General features: G+C 53.1%; 19 protein-coding genes and 1 pseudogene. 9 read left to right on the plus strand and 11 right to left on the minus strand.

The genetic code is table 11. The features are described 5' to 3' along the window. Positions 1–1535, plus strand: a 1535-nt coding sequence (locus tag GZ1_RS03105; protein WP_303621034.1) for an SbcC/MukB-like Walker B domain-containing protein, incomplete at its 5' end; no start/stop codon positions are given. A gap of 232 nt (positions 1536–1767) precedes the next feature. Here GZ1_RS03105 and GZ1_RS03110 read toward each other — a convergent pair. From GZ1_RS03110 to GZ1_RS03135, 7 genes are all read right to left on the minus strand, one after another. Next, complete coding sequence (locus GZ1_RS03110; RefSeq protein WP_011230188.1) at positions 1768–1989, minus strand: spore germination protein; 222 nt, start codon at positions 1987–1989, stop codon at positions 1768–1770. Then, the gene (locus GZ1_RS03115) at positions 1989–2387 is read right to left on the minus strand and encodes a spore germination protein GerPE (RefSeq protein ID WP_020755033.1); all 399 of its coding nucleotides are present in this window, start codon (positions 2385–2387) and stop codon (positions 1989–1991) included. The genes GZ1_RS03110 and GZ1_RS03115 overlap by 1 nt, the downstream gene beginning before the upstream one ends. Next, on the minus strand, positions 2384–2575 hold the full coding sequence (locus tag GZ1_RS03120) for a spore germination protein GerPD (protein WP_020755034.1): 192 nt from the start codon (positions 2573–2575) through the stop codon (positions 2384–2386). The genes GZ1_RS03115 and GZ1_RS03120 overlap by 4 nt, the downstream gene beginning before the upstream one ends. A 2-nt stretch (positions 2576–2577) precedes the next feature. Further along, on the minus strand, positions 2578–3174 hold the full coding sequence (locus GZ1_RS03125; RefSeq protein WP_011230191.1) for a spore germination protein GerPC: 597 nt from the start codon (positions 3172–3174) through the stop codon (positions 2578–2580). Positions 3175–3257: 83 nt separating this feature from the next. After that, on the minus strand, positions 3258–3470 hold the full coding sequence (locus GZ1_RS17975; protein WP_011230192.1) for a spore germination protein GerPB: 213 nt from the start codon (positions 3468–3470) through the stop codon (positions 3258–3260). A 15-nt stretch (positions 3471–3485) separates the two neighbouring features. Next, entirely contained in the window at positions 3486–3707 is a 222-nt protein-coding gene (locus GZ1_RS03130) for a spore germination protein (RefSeq protein WP_011230193.1), read from the minus strand. 70 nt (positions 3708–3777) lie between these two features. Beyond that, positions 3778–4002, minus strand: coding sequence for a spore germination protein (locus GZ1_RS03135; protein WP_013523084.1), 225 nt, complete (start codon positions 4000–4002; stop codon positions 3778–3780). A 150-nt stretch (positions 4003–4152) separates the two neighbouring features. On the opposite strand from GZ1_RS03135, the gene GZ1_RS03140 reads away from it, so the two are divergent. The 3 genes and pseudogenes from GZ1_RS03140 (at position 4153) to GZ1_RS03150 (ending at position 7491) form a co-directional block, all read left to right on the plus strand. Beyond that, positions 4153–4377, plus strand: coding sequence for a spore germination protein (locus GZ1_RS03140; protein ID WP_013146199.1), 225 nt, complete (start codon positions 4153–4155; stop codon positions 4375–4377). Positions 4378–4589: 212 nt separating this feature from the next. Then, a pseudogene (locus GZ1_RS03145) lies at positions 4590–6187 on the plus strand (fatty acid--CoA ligase). Between the two features lie 137 nt (positions 6188–6324). Next, positions 6325–7491, plus strand: a complete 1167-nt coding sequence (locus GZ1_RS03150) for a DUF418 domain-containing protein (protein WP_060787847.1) — start codon at positions 6325–6327, stop codon at positions 7489–7491. A gap of 10 nt (positions 7492–7501) precedes the next feature. Here GZ1_RS03150 and GZ1_RS03155 read toward each other — a convergent pair whose 3' ends face one another. Next, a complete protein-coding gene (locus tag GZ1_RS03155) occupies positions 7502–7672 on the minus strand; it encodes an aspartyl-phosphate phosphatase Spo0E family protein (protein WP_025038859.1) in 171 nt (56 codons plus the stop codon). 313 nt (positions 7673–7985) lie between these two features. Between GZ1_RS03155 and GZ1_RS03165 the strand changes: the two genes are divergently transcribed. The 3 genes from GZ1_RS03165 (at position 7986) to GZ1_RS03175 (ending at position 12356) form a co-directional block, all read left to right on the plus strand. Next, a complete protein-coding gene (locus GZ1_RS03165; RefSeq protein WP_033005596.1) occupies positions 7986–8888 on the plus strand; it encodes a fumarylacetoacetate hydrolase family protein in 903 nt (300 codons plus the stop codon). A 145-nt stretch (positions 8889–9033) separates the two neighbouring features. Continuing rightward, on the plus strand, positions 9034–9387 hold the full coding sequence (locus tag GZ1_RS03170) for a YisL family protein (RefSeq protein ID WP_060787871.1): 354 nt from the start codon (positions 9034–9036) through the stop codon (positions 9385–9387). A 125-nt stretch (positions 9388–9512) separates the two neighbouring features. Next, complete coding sequence (locus GZ1_RS03175; RefSeq protein WP_060787849.1) at positions 9513–12356, plus strand: EAL domain-containing protein; 2844 nt, start codon at positions 9513–9515, stop codon at positions 12354–12356. Between the two features lie 153 nt (positions 12357–12509). On the opposite strand, the gene GZ1_RS03180 is transcribed toward GZ1_RS03175, so the two are convergent. Beyond that, a complete protein-coding gene (locus tag GZ1_RS03180; protein WP_015374063.1) occupies positions 12510–13058 on the minus strand; it encodes a DUF2777 domain-containing protein in 549 nt (182 codons plus the stop codon). Positions 13059–13300: 242 nt separating this feature from the next. On the opposite strand from GZ1_RS03180, the gene asnB reads away from it, so the two are divergent. Continuing rightward, on the plus strand, positions 13301–15148 hold the full coding sequence (gene asnB / locus GZ1_RS03185) for an asparagine synthase (glutamine-hydrolyzing) (RefSeq protein ID WP_060787850.1): 1848 nt from the start codon (positions 13301–13303) through the stop codon (positions 15146–15148). A 40-nt stretch (positions 15149–15188) separates the two neighbouring features. Here the strand turns inward: asnB and GZ1_RS03190 are convergent, their stop codons facing one another. Further along, positions 15189–16541: an MATE family efflux transporter gene (locus GZ1_RS03190; RefSeq protein WP_060787851.1), complete on the minus strand. Its 1353-nt coding sequence runs from the start codon at positions 16539–16541 to the stop codon at positions 15189–15191. A 126-nt stretch (positions 16542–16667) separates the two neighbouring features. Here GZ1_RS03190 and GZ1_RS03195 point away from each other — a divergent pair, with 126 nt between their 5' ends. Further along, the gene (locus GZ1_RS03195) at positions 16668–17528 is read left to right on the plus strand and encodes a helix-turn-helix transcriptional regulator (protein WP_015374066.1); all 861 of its coding nucleotides are present in this window, start codon (positions 16668–16670) and stop codon (positions 17526–17528) included. 115 nt (positions 17529–17643) lie between these two features. Here the strand turns inward: GZ1_RS03195 and GZ1_RS03200 are convergent, their stop codons facing one another. Beyond that, positions 17644–19410 (minus strand): cyclomaltodextrinase, encoded by a 1767-nt coding sequence (locus GZ1_RS03200; protein WP_015374067.1) that lies wholly within the window; start codon positions 19408–19410, stop codon positions 17644–17646. Between the last annotated feature and the right edge of the window lie 90 nt (positions 19411–19500).

A 19500-nucleotide genomic window follows, 5' to 3' on the forward strand; every position in this document is an offset into this window, starting at 1 on the left:
GCCGATCGGTGGAGGAGGTCGTCGACCTCACTGTGGAAGTGCGGGCGCTTGCGCAAGATGTCATTGAATTGAAAGAAGCGGCCTACCGGGTGCTTGCCCAATGGAATGAAGCCGAGTCAGCGCGGCGCGAAGCGGAGAAAGCGTGCCAATGGATAGCGGCGGACATCGAAGCGCTGCAAGTTGAAAAGCAGCGGCTGGAGGAAGAGCGGCGGCAACTTGAACAGCAATGGCGGCAGATGTATCCTTTCCATTCGCTTGAGACGATCGATACGGTGTATGAACAGCTGTGTGAACTGGAAAACGTGCGGCGCGACGTGCAAAAACGGCTGGAGGACAGCGTGCTGTTTTTAGAGGAAAAACAGCGGGCGAAAGAGGAAGCGGCCAAAGAGCGGAGCCGGCTTGAGACGGAGCGGGTGCGTCTTGACTCGCTGATTAGTGCCAAACAGCAGCAATGGAACGAATATGAGCGGCAACGGGGCGAGAAGGCGGGGGAAGGTCCTGCGGCCGTGCAGCTTCAGAAGGCGGAGGACGAATGGCGCCAGCTGCAAAACGGCGAGCAACAGGCGTATGAGGCCTGGCAGCGAGCCCAGCGGGAATATCAAATGCTTGAAAGCGAAACAAAAGCAGCCAAGCAGGCGTGGGAAGAAGGCGTCCGCCGCGAAGAAGAGGCGCTCGCTCGCTGGCGCGGCGCGCTTTTGGACACCATGTTTGCCGATGCCGAACAAGTCAAGCAAGCAAAGGCGGAAAAAGCGCAGCGAGATGAATGGGATGAGGCAATCCGCCGCTATTGGCGCCAAATCGGGCAAGCCGAACATCGCCTCGCCCAGCTGGCCGCCGCCATCGGGGGGGCGGCGGTGAGCGCTGAACAATGGGAGACGATGCAGCGTGTATACGCCGAGTTGAAGGGGCAAGTGGAGGCGATGACGCAGCAGCTTGGGGCGGCTCAAGCGAAGGTGGAAGAGTTGAGAAAAAAACATAGCCGCTTTGTTGAACTGGAGGAGAAGCAGACGGAGCTCAGCCGGCGCATCGAGCGGTATAAACAGCTGCAGGCGCTGCTTCGCGGCAACAGCTTTGTCGAATTTATGGCTGAAGAGCAGCTCGAGCAAGTCACCGCCATGGCTTCGGAACGGCTGCAGCGGCTGACACGGCACCGGTATTCGCTCGAATTGGATTCGCAAGGCGGGTTTCTGATCCGTGATGATGCCAATGGCGGCGTCAGACGGCCGGTATCGACGCTCTCGGGTGGGGAGACATTTTTGACGTCACTGTCGTTGGCGTTGGCGTTATCGGCGCAAATTCAGCTGCGCGGCGAGTATCCGCTCCGCTTTTTCTTCTTGGACGAAGGGTTTGGCACCCTCGATGCTGAGCTGCTTGAGACGGTCATTTCCGCCTTGGAAAAGCTGCATACCGAGCGGCTGGCGGTCGGCGTCATCAGTCATGTACAAGAAATTCGCCACCGTCTGCCGCGACGGCTCATCGTCGAACCGGCTGAACCGTCCGGACGCGGCACGCACGTCTGGCTGGAAATGATGTGAATGGCTCGCCCGTTGAGCTGAACGGGCTTTAGGGGAATAATGGAGAGATGCGGTCGCAAAAGGTTGGTTTCCTTTCGATCAAGCACAATGTATGGTTTTTTAGATATAGAGGTAAATAAGCAAAGGTGTCCGGATCCTTTTGGGACACCTTCTCTTTTTGGTTTCGGCAGCGTTCGGCTGATAAGGTTGATGTTGGCAAATGAAAGGTGAGGGGATTCGTTTTCTGCAACGTTCAGTTGTTGGCGGCCACGTTTTGGTCGGATACATCCGGATCAAACGCGTTTGTAAAGCTGATCGCGTTGTTCGTCATCACAAAATCGCCGGTGTTGAACCCGCCGGATCCGGCTTGCGTTTTCGTGGCGACTTTCGGCGCGATGTACAGACAGTCGCCCATTTGGACGACAGCTCCGCTGCTGACGTTGTTGATTTTAATCGGGCCGACAAACGAAGGCATTATAAATCCCTCCCTCTTGTTGGCGCGCTCGACTCAGAGCCGGCCAGCTGGCGGATATGTTTAATTCTTGCCTCTGCCTCCGCTGTCGAGGTCGAGCCGATATGGACGATGGCGGACGAAGAAATGGCGAGCACGCGCACAGACTGAACGGAAATGACCGGGGACTCATGGAGCGTTTGGCGTGCAGCTACCGGCGATGGAGAAGTCCAGCGCGGAATCGGCTTCGTCAAAACAGGGAATATTTGTTCTCCTTCTGGACCAAAAAACAGTTCATATTGCCGCTGAACGGCAAAGGCGCGCGTGCGGGCGGAAATTCGCTCTGAGTCGCCGATTTGCAGGACAGAGCTAATGATAAGCGTTTCAGCATGGAACGTTTGCACAACTGACGTTCGTTTCACGGTGCTTCCCCTCGCGTCGGTACAAGTGGGACAAACGGACCGATGATGAGCGATTCAGGCGGTGTGTCAAACGCGGATGACAAGTGAATCGCATCGGCGTCGCCGATTAAAAACAGCGAGGCACTGGCGACGGCCACGAGGCGGATGTCGCCAACATGCAGATGACGATTGATCACTGTATAATTCACGTCTATCCCTCCTTTGAAGGCAAATGTTTCAAAAACGCATCGAGCGATTGTTCGATATCGGCTTTCACTTTTTGAAAAATTTCATTTTCGACTGCTTCATCGCGGTCGCCGGACGGAACGTAGCCATGGTTGGCTTTCTCTTGCAAATAGAAGCGGATGCGTTCGTCTGTTTGCCGGGCGATGTCTTGCAAAATGAACTGGCGGTACGTATCGTCGAGGCGGCGGCCGTATTGCTGCTCAAGGCGTTTTAACGTTTCCGACGCTTCCCCGTTGAGATAGGCGGCTACTTTTTCTTGAATCGGGCGCATCAGCACCGGTTCCGGCTTTGGAATTACGGTTTTGACCGGTTCGACGGCAAAGTCTTCAATTGTACCGCCGGCTCCGGACGGAGCGATCCCGATGTTTAGCGTTCCTTCGAGCGTTTCCACTTTGAGCTGGTCAAATTTATATTCAATTCGTTCGATCGATGTGCGCGGCTGAGCCTCCATTTCCCGAAGCCGGGCTTCGAGTGCGTGGAGACGGCGTTCCAGAGCCCGTATTTTTTTTGTTTGCCATAATAAATAGCGGTGCAGCTTGACGAAATACTCGTAAATGCTCATTGTGCACCATCATCCTCTCCAAAGAGCCCTCTTACTTCAATATATGGACGGCCTTTCGCTCTCATCACTTTTTTTCGCTGAATTTAGCGGGTGGCTGAATGGAGAGGAACGAGAGGAGCGGATGCACCGGGCGGCACGGTCGCCTGTGGGGCCGAACCGGTGAATCCGCCGGTGTTGGCAAGCGTTGAGAGCGCTTGAATGCTTCCGGCGCTGCCGATTTGCAAAACGGATGAATTGGTGACCGAGCCGATCCGCAACTGGTGGATGCAGATGCTTTGGCTGATGTAAACGTGCACCCTCCTTCTCCTCCTTCAAACGTTTCCGACGACATTTTCATCGGCGACATCGGCGTCATTCGTATTGGTATTGCTGTAATAGTTATAGATATGAAGCCCGTCGCCGGTGTTAAACGAACCGGCGCCAGCGAACGTTTTCGTCACGCTTTGCGGGGAAATCGCAAACACATCGCCAATATGGAACACGCCGCTGCTTCCGATGCTGTTCAGTTTGACGACTCCGACAAAAGCCGGCATGTGGGCATGCTCCCTTCCATGTTTTCTTCGTTGATACTAGTGTATGGGCGCAAGCTGCGAAACGTTCGCTTTAATTGTTGGCGGCATTATTTGAGTCGAACACATCCGGATCGCCGTTGTTTGTAAAGCTGACGAACGTATTCGTCTGCAGGAAGTCCCCGTTGTTGCCGCCGCCTGAGCCGGTATTGGATTTCAACGTGCTCTTTGGTGTGATTTGCAAGACGTCGCCGAAATTCACCGTGCCGTCGCCGCTGACATGGGTGATTTTAATTGGACCGCTGATAAATGAAGGCATGAAGAGCCCCCTCCTTTTTCGTCGTGTCGCTATCGTTATTGTATGAAAACGGAGAAAAAACGGTTCAATGCGGGGCGAGAGTCCAATTGAGGAAAGCAGCTCCCGCGTATGATAAAGAAAGGGAACGGGCAGAAAGGAAGGGGAAAGGGGATGCCAGCAATCGTCATTGGTGGGCTCAAAGTGACGAACGTAAGCGGCAATGGCACTGTCAACATGGGCGATGTGCTGCAAATCGCTCCGAAAAGCACCACGAAGTCAAACTCAGGTGCCGGCGGCGGCAATACTGGCGATTTCTTGCAAACGAATACGTTTTGCAGCGTCACGAATACGGTCGATCCGGACGTCTCCGACGCCGGGGTGAAAGGAAATAACTAGCGGTTGTCGAGACGATTCGCCTAGCATTCGTTTTTGGGAAAAAAGAAGAAACTGGGTTCTTTTTTGGCGCAATGGAGCGGACTAGCCAAGAAAGAGGGCTGGCTTCAAAAGTCATTTTACGACTTTTGGGATGGCCCTCTTTTTCTTTATGCCATCTTTGTTATATAATACAATTGTGAATTTTCTAAAACATAAAACAGGGGGATGGGAGAATGAATGCGCCGCTCGTGCTCCATCACTTTTTCGGTCGCGCCGTGGCTCTCTATGGGGACAAGACAGCCATGATTTGTTCGGGGCGGACGGTGACGTATCGTGAGCTTGGCGAACGGGTGTCGAGACTCGCCAACGGGCTGCGGGGGCTTGGCGTTCGCAAAGGCGACCGTGTGGCGTACTTGGCGCCCAACACGCTCGAGATGCTCGAAGGGTTTTACGGTGTGTTTGAAGTGGGAGGGGTGATGGTGCCGCTGAATACGCGGCTGAAACCGGATGATTACGTTTTTATTTTGAATCACAGCGAAAAACGAAAGTGTTGTTTGTGGATCAGGAGCTGTATGGGCTGATTGCACCAGTCAAAAACAAGCTTGAAACGGTCGAGGAGATCATTGTCCACCATAAAACAGAGGCGGCGATTGATGAAACCGCTTACGATGAATGGCTCGCCGCCCAGTCGTCAGCGCCGGTTCCGCGCCCGATGATCGATGAGAATGATATATGCAGCTTGCTATATACAAGCGGGACGACAGGCAATCCAAAAGGAGTCATGCTGACGCATCGGAACAACTATTTGCATGCGCTTGTGACGATGCACCATTTGCGTGTGTCCGACCGCGATACGTATTTGCATGTGTTGCCGATGTTCCACGTCAACGGCTGGGGGGCTCCGTTTTATTACACCGCCAACGGGGCAACGCAAATCGGTTTGCGTAAAGTCGATCCGAAAGTCATTTTTGATCTTGTCAAGGAACATCAGGTGACGGTTATGCATATGGCTCCGACTGTGCTCAATATGTTGCTGCAATATTATGAGCAATATCAACCAGATGTCCCGGAAGGCGTGCGGGTCGTCATCGCCGGTTCTGCGCCGCCGCCGGCATTTGTCGCACGCGTTGAGGAAAAGCTCGGCTGGGAGTTTATCCAGGTGTACGGCATGACCGAATCATCTCCGCTCAGCACGATTTCGCTCATTCGTCCGCAGCTTGACGGACTGCCTGTGGAGCAAAAGCAGCGGATCAAGGCAAAAGCCGGCTATCCGATGATCGGCTGTGAAGTGAAAGTGGTCGATGAAAACGGCGACGAAGTGCCTCATAATGGCCGGACGATCGGCGAGGTGATCGTCCGCAGCCATGGCGTCATGAAAGGATATTGGAAAAACGAAGAAGCAACCGCCGCAACGATCCGCGACGGCTGGCTGTATACCGGCGATATGGCGACCGTCGATGAATACGGGCATATTGATATCGTTGACCGGAAAAAGGATATTATTATTAGCGGAGGGGAAAATATTTCGTCGATTGAAGTCGAAGGTGCGCTTTATGAACACCCTGCTGTGCTTGAGGCAGCCGTCATTGCCGCGCCGCACGAAAAATGGGGAGAAACGCCGCATGCGTTTGTCGTCGTCCGCCCAGGGCACAATGTGACAGAGGAAGAGCTGATCGCCTTTTCTCGGGAAAAACTGGCTCATTTCAAAGCCATTACAGGCGTTACGTTTGTCGATGAGCTGCCGAAAACAGCCTCCGGAAAAATTCAGAAAGTACACTTGCGCCGCCAATATTGGGATGCAATTGGAAAATCGGGCCGCTATGTCAACTGATGATACAGGCATGCGCCTTCAGACGGGCAGAGGAGAGCGCATCGAATGAAATGGATAAGGCGGCGGGCGTGCCGGCAAGGCGGTAAGGCGTCGCCGATTGCGCAGACGGCTAGGCGGTAGAAAGAAGGGAGAAAGCGATGATCAGATCGACCGAGCGAATCGCCGCAGCGGATGTGTTGCGTGGATTCGCCTTGCTTGGCATTTTGCTTGTCAACATGCGTTATGTTTCCTCGCCGGCGTTATACGACGACGGCGTCAAGGGCAGTGATTTTGACCGAGTTTTCGTTGCCGTCGTGGATGTGTTGTTTGAAGCGAGCGCGTATCCGCTGTTTGCCTTTTTATTCGGCTTTGGCGCCGTGATGATGTTCCACCGGCTCCAAAGCCGCGGGGAGCGGCCGATTCCGATTCTTTTGCGCCGCTTCTTTCTTTTGCTTGGGATCGGCATTGCTCATGCGTTTGGCCTTTGGTTTGGCGATATTTTAATCCCCTACGCCCTCGTCGGGTTCATCATGCTTTTCTTTTTCGCCGCCCCGCCTCGTTGGTGGCGGACGGCGGCTGTTGCCGTCTTTTTTCTTTTTCACGGCCTCATGGCGCTGTTGTTAACTCTCAATGTGTTGACCGGAGAAATGGAGACAGCCGGCGGCCACGAGACCGCGGCGGCCGCGGCGGTTCGCCATTATCGAAACGGAACGTTTCGTGACGTGTTTTGGCAACGGTGGAACGACTGGATGTATATCAACGGCGATGGAGGGCTTTTGCTTACGGTGTTGACCGTGCTGCCGTTTTGTTTGCTTGGCGGCTATGCCGCCGACCAACGTTGGCTTGAAGCCGACCGTCACTCGCCTGCGAAGCTGCGCCGCCTGATGAGGTGGGCGCTATGTTTTGGTTTAGCACTGAAAACCATTCCGCATTGGGCTGCGGCCAACGACTTGACCATGTACATCCAAGACAGCTTCGGAGGCGCCGCTTTGGCGGTGTTTTACGCGGCGGCTGCCGTGTTTGTCTGCCGGAAACCAAGTTGGCAGCGCGCTTGGCGGTGGTGGCAAGACGTCGGGAAAATGTCGCTCACCCATTACCTCGCGCAATCGCTCGTTTGCACGTCGCTGTTTTATGGTTATGGGCTTGGGTGGTATGGACGCACAAGCGCATGGCAGGAGATGTTGATTGCGTTTGCCTTGTATGCAACTCAAGTGTGGATAAGCCGCTTTTGGTTTGCGCGTTTTCATTATGGCCCGATTGAGTGGATGTGGAGGTGGGGAACATACGGAACGCGGCCGCCGTTTCGCCGCCGGCCGGGGCAATAAAAACCCCCGCTTACTGAACGGACGGGGAAGGCGATTCCAACATCCTTGTTTGCTGCAAATATTGATTGATCAATTGGTCAAGCTCTTGGCTGCATTCGATCGTCTCTTTGGCCGTGAACCCATACGTGAGCGCCAATTCGATCATTTGTTGTCGTTTTTCTTCAATTTGCAATAGAACCATTTCCTTCACCATCAATTCGTTTGAAATGTTGGTTGAGGCATGCCGCGTCGATGCAAGACGTTTGTTGCATGACGAAAGTCGCAATCGACGCCCTAGTGGAAACTAAACATTATTATACATATCACGACGAAAAAAGGAAGCGATTCGGGAAAATAAGCGATAAATTTCCTAATTTAGACAAAATTCTACAAAAGCAGGACTTTTTCGCCTCGATGGCGAATACCATCCTCAACGCGCCAAAATGGCGAAGATGGGTGGAAGAGAAGAGTTCACGAAGCGTCCGCTGCATAACAAAGAAAGGGAGAGAGGCACGATGAAACTGATCACCGCACTTTTCGATGGAGAAACGTTTGTTGGAGCCGTGCCGCAAGGAGACGACCGGGCGGTTCATTTGCGCCGCGCCGAACGGGCGATGGATGGAACGGAGACGATGCCGACGACGATGGTTGAAGCGATTGCCCAAGGGGAGGAGTTTCTCGTACGGGCGCAAAAAGTGATTGACTGGGCGCTAGGCCATCCGACGCGGGAGTACGTTTATCGCCTCAACGATGTCCGTCTTTTGGCCCCGATCCCACGGCCGGCGAAAAACATTTTTTGCATTGGAAAAAACTATGTTGATCACGCGCTGGAGCTCGGCGGCGCCGATGTGCCGGAGCATTTGATCGTCTTCACGAAAGCGCCGACAACGGTCATCGGTCATGAGGAAACGATTTTGCGCCATGCCGATGTCACGGATGAAATGGACTATGAAGGGGAGCTGGCGGTGGTCATTGGCAAACAAGGGCGGGCGATCCGCCGCGAAGACGCGCTTGATTACGTATTTGGATACACGATCATCAACGATGTGACAGCAAGAGATTTGCAGGAGCGGCACCAACAATATTTTCTCGGCAAAAGCTTGGATACATTTTGCCCGATGGGGCCATGGATCGTGCCAAGCAAATTTGTGCCAAATCCAAACGATTTGCGCATCGAGACACGGGTCAACGGCGAAGTGCGCCAGCAAGCGAACACGAAACAATTGATTTTTTCCATTGAATCGATCATCGAGACGATCTCCAAAGGCATTACGCTTGAGCCGGGCGACATCATTGCGACAGGAACTCCGGCTGGAGTCGGCAAAGGGATGAACCCGCCGCGTTTTTTGCAGACGGGTGATGTCATTGAGGTGACGGTGGAAGGCATCGGCATGTTGCGCAACAAAGTGGGAGAGTAAACGGCGAAAGTGAGGAAGCTCCCATTGATGCTCAAAAGGCGTCCTCTTGAAAAGAAAGGGCGTCTTTCGTTTTCGTGAAGTTTGTCAACCGTAAGCCCGCCGTGCTATGATGGGAAGGAACAAGGAATGGTTGGAGGGATGGATGTTGACGCATGCCCATATTACGAGCTGGCTCATCACGATTGTTTTGTTTTTCCTTGCGGTGTCGATGGAGCGGCAAGGGGCGGGCAAAGCCAAGATCGTGCAAATGGTGTTGCGGCTGTTTTACATTCTCACGATCGTGACGGGCCTGCTTTTGCTGCATAGCATTGCTTCGATATCTGCGCTTTATTGGCTAAAGGCGCTTGCCGGGCTGTGGGTGATCGGAGCGATGGAAATGGTTTTAGCAGCTGTAAAAAAAGGAAAAAGCGCGGCGGCAGGATGGACGCAATGGGTCATTGCCCTTGTGGTGACGCTGTTCCTTGGCCTGTTGCTGCCACTTGGTTTTGACTTATTCTAAAGCGAAGCGGCAGCCTTCTATTGGTTGCCGCTTTTGTCGAAGGCGAAAATATGATATGGTAAAACAAACAATGTTTTTTGCATTTTTCGACCTCGTTGGTCAGCGGGAGGGGGGCATGATCGTTTATGCGTTGGTTCTGCTGCCGCCGCGCCGAGGAGCTGGATCATTTGCTCAGGGAGCATAGTTCTTCCTTGGATGAGCCGTTGTTTGTCCAAATCGCGGGCAATGATGAGGCAGCAGTGCGCCATGCGGCCGCCGCGTTAGCCCGTCGTTGGCCGCACGCCCATATGGTTGGGATGGCAGGACCGCTGCCAATGGCCGGGGAGGCGAATCTCGCTGTTGGCGTCGCGTCGATGACGTCTTCAACCGTTTCGTCGTTGGCGCTGCCAGCTGATGAGTTTGACCGACCGGATGGATTGGCGGCGTTGATCGCGGAGGCGGTCGTTCGTCACGATACGACGTTGCTTTTGTTGTTTACGAATCACCGCTCGGCTTTGCCGCCTTTGCTTCGCCATTTGCCGCTTGCAAACGAACGAATGGTTATCATCGGCTGCGCGCTTCCCGAGGGCAGCGTGTTATTTTCGCCCGACGGTCGGCTTGAGCGCGGAGGAATCGCCGTCTCTTTCAGTGGAACAGCGCTTCGCGGCCACTGTGCCGCACCGTTTTTATGGGAGCCGATTGGCTTGGCGTTTTCCATCACGAAAAGCCGCGATCAGCAGATTGACGAGCTAAACGGGCAAAAAGCGTCGAGCTATTTGGAACGGTATTTAGGAAAAGAGTTTATCGAACGCCTTCCGTTTTCTGGGATGGAATTTCCGTTTCTTATCGAACGGAACGGACGCGATGTCTGCCTGCCGATTGTCGCTGTCAACCAGGATGGCTCGGTTGCCGTAAGGAGCCATGTCCATAACGGAGAAAAGGTGCGATTTGCTTATATTCATGCCGCGTCCCTTTACTGGAGCGCGCGTGATGTGGCGATGCAAACGGCCAAGCAACCAGCAGAAGGAATGCTGCTTTACTACAGTGCGGCGCTCGGTGGGTATACGCGCCCGCTGTTTGACGGCGTGGCTGCGGCGTTTGGACAGGCAGCGCTGTTTCCGGCCGTCGAGGTGTTGGTGAAAGATGCGTATACGGCGGTGCGGCCGGCCGCATTTGCGGCCATTTCGCTGGCGGAAACAGCGGCCTCGGCGGAGAGCGGCCTACTGTCACCGTGGTCATCGCCGCCAGAAGGGATGATGACATTGGCGCAGCTCATGTCAACATCATCCCGCGACATGGAGCGGCTGCACGTCCGCCTGCAAATGTCGGAGCAACGCTACAAATCGTTGTTTGAGCATAACACGGACATTGTCTATTCCACAGATTTGCACGGCCGTTTGACAAGCGTCAACCCCGCTTTTGAGCAAGTGCTCGGTTACAAGAAAGAAGAGATTTTGTATACGAATTCGCTCAAGTATATTCATCCGAATGATATTCCCCGCGTCACTCGCTATTTTTACCGAGCGCTGCAGGGGAATATCCAAACGTATAACTTGGAAATTCCGACGAAATCGGGAGAACGGCTTTTGTTTCAAATGAAAAACATTCCCATCATTGTGGATGGCAAAAAGGTCGGCATTTACGGAATCGGACGCAACATTACCGAGCAAAAAAAGGCGGAAGAGAAAATCTCTTATTTAGCATATTACGACATCGATACGAACTTGCCCAACCGGACAAAGTGGATGGAATTGTTTTCCGAACAGCTGGATAAAGCCAAGCAGAAGCGACGAAAGATGGCGGTTGCTTTGATCGATTTGGACCGGTTTAAATGGATTAACGACAGCGTCGGCCATTACGCCGGAGATGACATTTTGCGCCAGCTTGTCGAGCGCATTCGCCGCGCCTTGCCGCCTAGTGCGGAGCTTGGCCGATTTCATGGCGACAAGTTTTGCTTGCTTTTTCCGCTCAAAACAGAGGCCCAGGCGGCGACGGAAGCGGCGCTCCGCATCGTGCGCGAAGTGGCGCGGCCGATTGTGTACGACGGAAAGGAATTTTTCGTTACAGCAAGCGTTGGTCTAGCGATGTTTCCAGATGACGGAGAGGACGAACATGCGCTCCTTAGGCACGCCGATATGGCGGTCAATATGGCGAAAAAAGGCGGCGGCAACCGGGTGGAGCGCTACTGCGCGCAAATGAACGAAGAAGCAATGCACCGATTGGAAATGGGCGGACATTTGCGCAGGGCGATCGAAGAGAATGAATTATTTCTTTGCTACCAACCAATTGTCGACGTACATACGGGTGCGGTGAAGGCGACGGAGGCGCTGATTCGCTGGCGCCATCCGAAGCTTGGGCTTGTGCGGCCGGATGAATTCATCCCTTTGGCGGAAGAGACCGGGTTGATTCATGAGATTGGGCGCTGGGTGCTGAAAACCGCCTGCAGACAGACGAAACAATGGCAGGAAATTACAGGAAATAACCGGCTTTCCATTTTTGTTAACGTATCCCCTGTCCAGTTTCAACACGAGCGGTTTGTAGACAATGTAAAACAAGCGCTTAAGCAGTCACGCTTGTCTCCGTCCTGTTTGCATCTCGAATTGACCGAACATTCGATGCTCCGTTATCTGTCCAGCACGATGCGGACAATGGACGAGTTGAGGAAGCTTGGCGTCGGCATCGCCGTCGATGATTTCGGCAGCGGATATTCCTCGTTCCATTATTTAAAGCGGTTGCCAGCGACAATATTGAAAATTGACCGTGCCTTTATTGAACAATTGCATGCCAACGCTTCCGATGAGGCCATTGTCAAGGCGATGATTACGATGGGACACGGGTTGGGGCTTGAGACGATCGCCGAAGGGGTGGAAACGCCGGAACAGCTCAACCGGCTTCGCGATTTGCAATGCACGTATGCGCAAGGATACGTGTTTTGTCCGCCGCTTCTCGCTGAAGAAGTGATGCGGTATGTGACGGAAAAGCAAAAGTGATCCCCCGCCCGCGTCGGTTGACAGCTGTCGTCCGTCGGCACTCCGCCTGAAGCAAAACGGCTGCTAGGCTTCGCTTCGGGCGGAAGGATGGCCGGTAAAAAAACATTGACAGATCACCGTTGGACTTCGACGACGTGAGGATCAACAGGCGATTCAGCCGATTTGGGCGCAAATGGCTCGCTCACCGCTGTTTAATGTGATTTCAAAACGGTCGCTTGACGCCCGTCCGCGCTCGTAATAATGGTGGATGCTGCCAATTTGTTCGGTGTTGTCGTAAATGATGAAATTCACGCCAGACGATTTGGCAAACAATAGGCCGTTGTAGCAATATAAGCAGTCATACAGCGAAAATCCGAGGCTGTTCAGCCATTGAACAAACTGGAAAAAGGTTGAATCAGGAAGCGCGGCGAGCCATTGTTGATAGGCATAAGTCAGCCGTTTGCGGAAACGGATGCGATCTCCGTTTTCGAGGGGAAAGACGCCAAGATCCGTGGCGACCGCGCCCTGATCCTGCCATTGCCCGGACAGCCAATGCCCGCAGTGAAACCATTCGATGCCTTGCTCGGCCATTTCTTCTACTAAAGAGGCTTCCTCTTCTTCTTCGTCGAAGAAGATCCATTCATCGTTGACGAACTCCACTGTTCCATACACATAAGCCCGCGGCTGTTCCACAATGCATTGCAGTCGTTCCTCGATGTTCAATGTCTCTCATCCTCCTTGTACTCCTCTGTTTTTCCATTTTTTTGCTGATTTATTCGTGCGGCGACCGACGTCGGACAATTCATCGAAATGACGGGGGGTGCATAAAATGGAATCATGCCGACGTGGAGAACCATCGTGAATCAAAGGAGCGATCGCTGGAAACGATCGTGAAAAAGAACGGACGAAATGATGGAAACGGGTGAGAACTTGCCATCTTTGATAAAAAGAAAGGATTGGTTTGTATGTGTGGCATTACTGGCTGGGTCCATTTCGGGCGCAATTTGCGCCGCGAGCGGACGGTCATTGACAGCATGACAGAGACGCTCGCCAAACGTGGACCGGATGATACAAATACGTGGCTGGACACTCATGTCGCCTTCGGCCATAAACGGCTTGTCGTCGTGGATCCGGCTGGCGGCAAACAACCGATGGTCCGGCAAAAAAACGGACATCGTTATACGATCGTCTATAACGGCGAGCTGTATAATACGGAAGACATTCGCAAGGAACTGTTGCGCCAAGGCTATCGATTTGATGGTCATTCCGATACAGAAGTGTTGCTTGCCGCATATATGGAATGGAAGGAGAAATGCGTCGATTGGCTCAACGGCATTTTTGCCTTCGCCGTTTGGGACGAGGAGCGCGAGCTGTTATTTATGGCGCGCGACCGGCTCGGAGTAAAACCTTTGTTTTATCGAGAAGATGGCGAGGGGTTGCTGTTTGGCTCGGAAGTGAAAGCCATTTTGGCCCATCCCGATGTAAAGGCAGAAGTCAATTATGAAGGACTCGCCGAAGTGTTCGGCCTCGGACCGTCGCGCACACCGGGGCACGGCGTGTTTGACGGCATTCGAGAGCTACGCCCGGCACATGCGCTCACGTTCTCTCGCAGCGGGCTTCGCATTTGGCGGTATTGGAATGTCGAAAGCGACGTCCATCGCGATTCATTCGAGGAAACGGTCGAAAAGCTGCGCTTTCTATTGACGGATGCGGTCACGCGCCAACTCGTTTCCGATGTACCGGTTTGCACCTTCCTTTCTGGTGGGGTCGACTCGAGCGCCATTACGGCGATTGCTGCCAATGCCTTCGCGGCAGCTGGAAAAGGGCCGCTGCACACCTACTCGATCGATTATGAAGGGAACGACCAGTATTTCAAAGCCAACGATTTTCAACCAAACACGGATGCGCCCTTTATCGAACAGGTGTCAAACCAATTTCAAACGGTTCATCATCGCTGTGTGATCACGCAAGAGGAACTGTTCCGCCATTTGCATGAAGCCGTCATCGTCCGCGACGTTCCGGGCATGGCCGATGTCGATTCTTCGCTTCTTTGGTTTTGCAAACAAATTCGCGAACGGTTTGTCGTCAGCTTATCAGGGGAGTGCGCCGATGAAATTTTCGGCGGCTATCCATGGTTTCATCGGCCGGACGATTTGGCGCGGAAAGGATTCCCATGGATGCGCTCGATTGAGGCGCGCATCGGGTTGTTAAAGGAAGAATGGCGGCAAAAGCTTCGCCTTGACGACTATGTGCAAATGCGTTATGAACAAACGCTTGCTGAAGTGCCGCGTCTCGAGGGGGAAAGCGCCGAGGAGGCGAAGCGGCGTGAGCTGTTTTACTTAAATATGATTTGGTTTATGACGACACTGCTTGACCGAAAAGACCGGATGAGCATGGGAGCAAGCTTGGAAGTGCGTGTGCCGTTCGCTGACCATCGCATTGTCGAATACGTTTGGAACATTCCGTGGGATATGAAAATGTATGGAGGACGAGAAAAAGGCCTTTTGCGAAAAGCGCTCGAGGGATTGCTTCCCGAAGAGGTGCTCTACCGGAAAAAAAGCCCCTATCCGAAAACGCACCATCCTCTATATACGAAACTTGTCAAGCAATGGCTTGAGCAGTTGCTCCATGACCGCTCTTCGGTTTTGCACGAGTTTTTCGACCGGGAAAAATTGTTGGCGCTCATTGAAACAGAAGGGAAGTCGTTCCAAGTGCCGTGGTTTGGGCAGCTCATGACCGGTCCGCAGCTGCTCGCTTACCTTGGCCAAGTGCACGTTTGGTTTGATCATTACGGCATTCGCATTAAAGAATAAGAGCTGCGCCTACGCGCAGCTCTTATTCGATTTGGCGGCGCTACGCCATTTTTGCTTGTGGCACCATCGTTTTTTTCATCCAGACGCGCGACCGCCAGCGCCAAAGCATCAACAGTCCGCGCAGCCATTCGTCGGCGATGAACGACAGCCAAATGCCGACGAGGCCAAATCCGAGGGCGATGCCAAATACGTAAGCAATGGTCACGCCGACGCCCCACATCGACAAAATGCCCATATAGACAGGGAATTGCACATCGCCAGCGGCACGAAGCGAGCTGATAATCACTAAATTAAATGAGCGCCCCGGTTCAAGGATAATCGTTAACAGCAACAGTTTGCGGCCAAGAACAATCATTGAGCGGTCATCGGTAAAGAGCGACAGCAACGGCTCGGCAAACCAATAGGCGGCTGCGGCCAGCAACACTGAGATGGCGATGGCGCTGTACAAACTTTTCAAGCAGCGGGCGTAGGCTTCCTCGTATCGCCCGGCCCCGACGAAGTGGCCGACGAGAATTTGCGTTCCTTGGCTGACGGCGATGCCGAATAAAAACACAAACATCATAATGTTTTGCGTGTATACACGGACGGTCAATGCCTCAGCGCCAAGCCATGTAATGAAATACGTAATGACCATTTGCGCCGTATTGTACGAAAGATGTTCCCCGGCTGCCGGAACACCGATTTTCAGCAGTGAGCGCAAATAGTGAAACGGAAGGCGGCGAAACGCCCTTGGTGCGAGCGGAATGTTTGTTCGTTTGCGCAACAAAGCAAGAAGTGCGAGAAAGGCCATGCCACGGCTGGCGGCGGTCGATATAGCAGCCCCTTGGATGCCGAGGGCGGGCAGGCCAAACAAGCCAAAAATGAGGACCGCGTTGCTGATGACGTGCAAAACGTTCATGCCAACCGCCACATACATCGTGTCACGGGTGAAGCCATAGCTTTTCAAAATGGCGCCGACCGTCATCATCAGCGCTTGGATGAACAAAAATCCACCGACAATCGCCAAATAATGGGTTCCTTCATCGAGCAGCTCGGCGGGCAAATCCATCATTCGCAAAATCGGCTCGCTGAATGCGGCGAGAATGGCGCTTAACAACAATCCGAACAACAAATTGGCCACGAGGGATACAAGCGATACGTCAACGGCTTCTTGCTCTCGGCGGGCGCCTAAATATTGAGCAACAAGCACTGCTGTCGCTAAAGCGACGAAGTTGAACAGCACGATCGTTAAAGTGATGATTTGGTTCGCCACCCCGACGGCAGCAACCGCGTGATCTGAATACTGGCTGAGCATCAGTGTATCGGCGTTGCCCATCACCATATAGAGCAGCGTTTCAATAAAAATTGGCCACGTCAAGGAAAACAGTGACCGCGTTTTGGCCTCATGGCGCATGTTGAGACAACTCCTTTTTCTTATTCCGACTTGAACGATATATTCAGTTTAGCTAGTTTGTTGCATAATGGAAAGAGAAAGAAGCGATTTTGCTTGCACATTTCCGACAAAAGAGGGGAGAGGCCGATGGATACGGTCACATTTTCCATGCCGCCGCTGCCGGTGTTCATCAAAGGGGCGGAAAGTGTATTTCTGGAAGGAAAGAAGCATTTCCGCCGCACATTTTCCGTCTTTGATTTGCTTTACGTGAAACGAGGCTGTTTGTATATGACAGAAAACGGGCGCGAGTTTGCGGTTGGCAGTGGACACTATTTGTTGTTGATTCCGGGAAGGGAACATTACGGACACCGCCCATGCGAAGAACGGACGGAGCTGGTTTGGCTTCATTTTTTGCTGCCAGACTTTGCGGTCGTTTCCGATTGCGGTGTCAGCCGGCAGATCGTGATCGAAAAGGAGGCGACATACACCGAGCCGATCCAATACCGGCTCTCCATCCGTCAATATGGCGAAGTCAAGCAGCGCGAGCGGGTGGAACAGCTGCTAAGTCAAATCGTGGAACAAAACATTCGGCGGGATATCGATCAGCCACTCCGGCAGCTGCTGTTGTTCATCGAATTCCTTTGGCACTTGCAAAAACAAGAGCTTTCCGTCCCGAGTGCGTCTGAACAGATCAGCGCCGCGGTGGTTGCGTATATCGAGAAACATTTCAGCGAGCCGATTACACTGGACATGCTCGCGCAGGAGCTCCGATTCCACCCGGACTACATCACCCGCTGCATGCAAAAAACGATGGGCATGGGATTTAGCCGCTACTTGGCGCATTATCGGTTGTCAAAGGCAAAGCAATGGTTGGCGGAGACGAACGAGACGATTGAGGCGATCGCCAAGCGGGTTGGCATTGACGATGGCGCCTACTTTTCGCGCCTGTTTAAAAAGGTGGAAGGAATCACGCCGACCGAATATCGGCGCATGGCGCGGCGTAATTGACCTTCTTCTATGCCGGTGGTATAGATGGGGACGGTCAGCAAAAGATCAAACCGGTGCAGCTTGTCCTCTGCACCGGCAACCGATATGTTTGTCCGTAACCGCCCGCTCAGTCGCCTTACCAGCTTTCGACCGCGTAAAGCACAAACCCGTACGGCGGCAAGGACACGCAAAGTGTTTCCGCCTCTGCAGCGAATCGCTCCCCTGTCAGAAGGTTGACCAGCCATTTTCCACGCGCATCGATCGGCATGGGAATTTCTGCTGCTTCGTTGCTCCGGTTGATGATGATCATGACCGTTTCATTGCCATCCGTTTTTTCATAAACAAGATGGTTCGCTTCATCATCGGCGGCGAGAAAAGCGACATCGCCGCGTCGAAGCGCCCGATATTGCTTGCGAAGAGCGATCAGTTGCTTGACATGTTCATACAGTTCTTTGTTTTGCTTCTCTGGATCCCACACCATACATTTCCGGCATTCCGGATCGTTTCCCCCCGTCATTCCGATCTCATCGCCATAGTAAATACACGGCGAACCAGTGAACGTGAGCTGGAACAAAAACAACAACTTCGCTTTGCGGACGTCGCCGCCGCAAACCGTAAGCAGCCTTGGTGTATCATGGCTGCCAAGCAAGTTAAACGCCGCTTCGTTCACATGTTTCGGATACGAATGAAGCAACCGGACCATGATATCGGCAAACTGGCGGGCGCTGATTTCCTCTTTCGCGAAAAAGCGAAGCGCTCCGTCCGTGAACGGGTAGTTCATGACGGCGTCAAATTGGTCGCCGCGCAGCCACGGCATGGCGTCATGCCAAATCTCGCCGAGAATGTACACATCGGGCTTTAGCGCCTTCACCGCCTGACGGAATTCGCGCCAAAATTGGTGATCGATTTCGTTTGCCACATCGAGCCGCCAGCCGTCAATATCAAACTCGCGAATCCAGTACGTCGCGACATCAAGCAAGTAGCGCTTCACTTCCGGATGGGCGGTATTGAGTTTGGGCATTTGCGGCACGAACGCAAATGTGTCGTAATTCGGGCGCGGCTCCGTTTGGAGCGGAAACTCGCGAATATGGAACCAATCTTTATACCTAGACGCTGCACCGTTTTTTAACACATCTTGAAACGGGGCAAACTCATAGCCGCAATGATTGAAGACTGCATCGAGCATGACGCGGATCCCTTTTTCATGGCAGCGCTTGACAAGTGTTTTCAACGTCTCTTTGTCCCCAAAGTGCGGGTCGATTTCAAAATAATCAGCGGTGTCGTATTTATGATTCGACGGCGCGCGGAAAATCGGCGTCAAGTAAATGCCGGTGATGCCGAGATCAGCCAAATAGTCAAGGTGATCGATGATTCCTTGCAAGTCGCCGCCGAAAAAGCTCGTCGGCGTCGGGTCCTCGCTTCCCCACGGCCGCGCCCCTTTCGGACTGATGGCCGGGTTGCCGTTGGCGAACCGCTCGGGGAAAATTTGATACCATACGGTGTCTTTTACCCAGTCCGGCGCTTGGAATAGGTCGACCCGATGAAGAAAGGGGAAGCAAAAGTAGTAAGCGGTGTCGTCGCTCGGAGCTTCATGGTAAAATCCTTTTTCCGTATAGACCAGTTGTTCGCCCCCAGCTCGAAGCACAAACCCATAGCGCAGCCGTCGATATGGCGGTTTGACTTCGGCGAGCCAATAGTCAAACAACCCGTCGCTTCCCGTTTTCCGCATCGGCATCGTTTGAAACTGCCAGGCGCCATCGTGCCATTCGTACGGGTCGCCAAAAAGCAGCTCGACGTGGTCGACATCATGTTTCTTTGTTTGAAGCCGGAGATGGAGCGTCTCGCTGTCATAAGCATAAGCGAAATGGTCGGTTGAGCGGTGGTGGATGGCTTCTTTCCTCATTTTCTTTTTCCTCCTTTGTTATCTGAAGCAACCGTTTGCATTAATGCTCAGCTATAATAAAAAGTACGTTAAGAGAAAAGAAAAGTCAAA

The sequence above is a fragment of the Geobacillus zalihae NBRC 101842 genome (assembly GCF_001544135.1).
Classification (GTDB): Bacteria; Bacillota; Bacilli; order Bacillales; family Anoxybacillaceae; genus Geobacillus; species Geobacillus zalihae.

What these genes read in the sequence shown, in the direction of transcription:
- GZ1_RS03110 (WP_011230188.1), bottom strand. Translation starts at nt 1,989, where the DNA reads ATGCCTTCGTTTGTCGGCCCGATTAAAATCAACAACGTCAGCAGCGGA.
- GZ1_RS03125 (WP_011230191.1), bottom strand. Translation starts at nt 3,174, where the DNA reads ATGAGCATTTACGAGTATTTCGTCAAGCTGCACCGCTATTTATTATGG.
- GZ1_RS03130 (WP_011230193.1), bottom strand. Translation starts at nt 3,707, where the DNA reads ATGCCGGCTTTTGTCGGAGTCGTCAAACTGAACAGCATCGGAAGCAGC.
- GZ1_RS03135 (WP_013523084.1), bottom strand. Translation starts at nt 4,002, where the DNA reads ATGCCTTCATTTATCAGCGGTCCAATTAAAATCACCCATGTCAGCGGC.
- GZ1_RS03140 (WP_013146199.1), top strand. Translation starts at nt 4,153, where the DNA reads ATGCCAGCAATCGTCATTGGTGGGCTCAAAGTGACGAACGTAAGCGGC.
- GZ1_RS03150 (WP_060787847.1), top strand. Translation starts at nt 6,325, where the DNA reads ATGATCAGATCGACCGAGCGAATCGCCGCAGCGGATGTGTTGCGTGGA.
- GZ1_RS03155 (WP_025038859.1), bottom strand. Translation starts at nt 7,672, where the DNA reads ATGGTTCTATTGCAAATTGAAGAAAAACGACAACAAATGATCGAATTG.
- GZ1_RS03165 (WP_033005596.1), top strand. Translation starts at nt 7,986, where the DNA reads ATGAAACTGATCACCGCACTTTTCGATGGAGAAACGTTTGTTGGAGCC.
- GZ1_RS03175 (WP_060787849.1), top strand. Translation starts at nt 9,513, where the DNA reads ATGCGTTGGTTCTGCTGCCGCCGCGCCGAGGAGCTGGATCATTTGCTC.
- asnB (WP_060787850.1), top strand. Translation starts at nt 13,301, where the DNA reads ATGTGTGGCATTACTGGCTGGGTCCATTTCGGGCGCAATTTGCGCCGC.
- GZ1_RS03190 (WP_060787851.1), bottom strand. Translation starts at nt 16,541, where the DNA reads ATGCGCCATGAGGCCAAAACGCGGTCACTGTTTTCCTTGACGTGGCCA.
- GZ1_RS03195 (WP_015374066.1), top strand. Translation starts at nt 16,668, where the DNA reads ATGGATACGGTCACATTTTCCATGCCGCCGCTGCCGGTGTTCATCAAA.
- GZ1_RS03200 (WP_015374067.1), bottom strand. Translation starts at nt 19,410, where the DNA reads ATGAGGAAAGAAGCCATCCACCACCGCTCAACCGACCATTTCGCTTAT.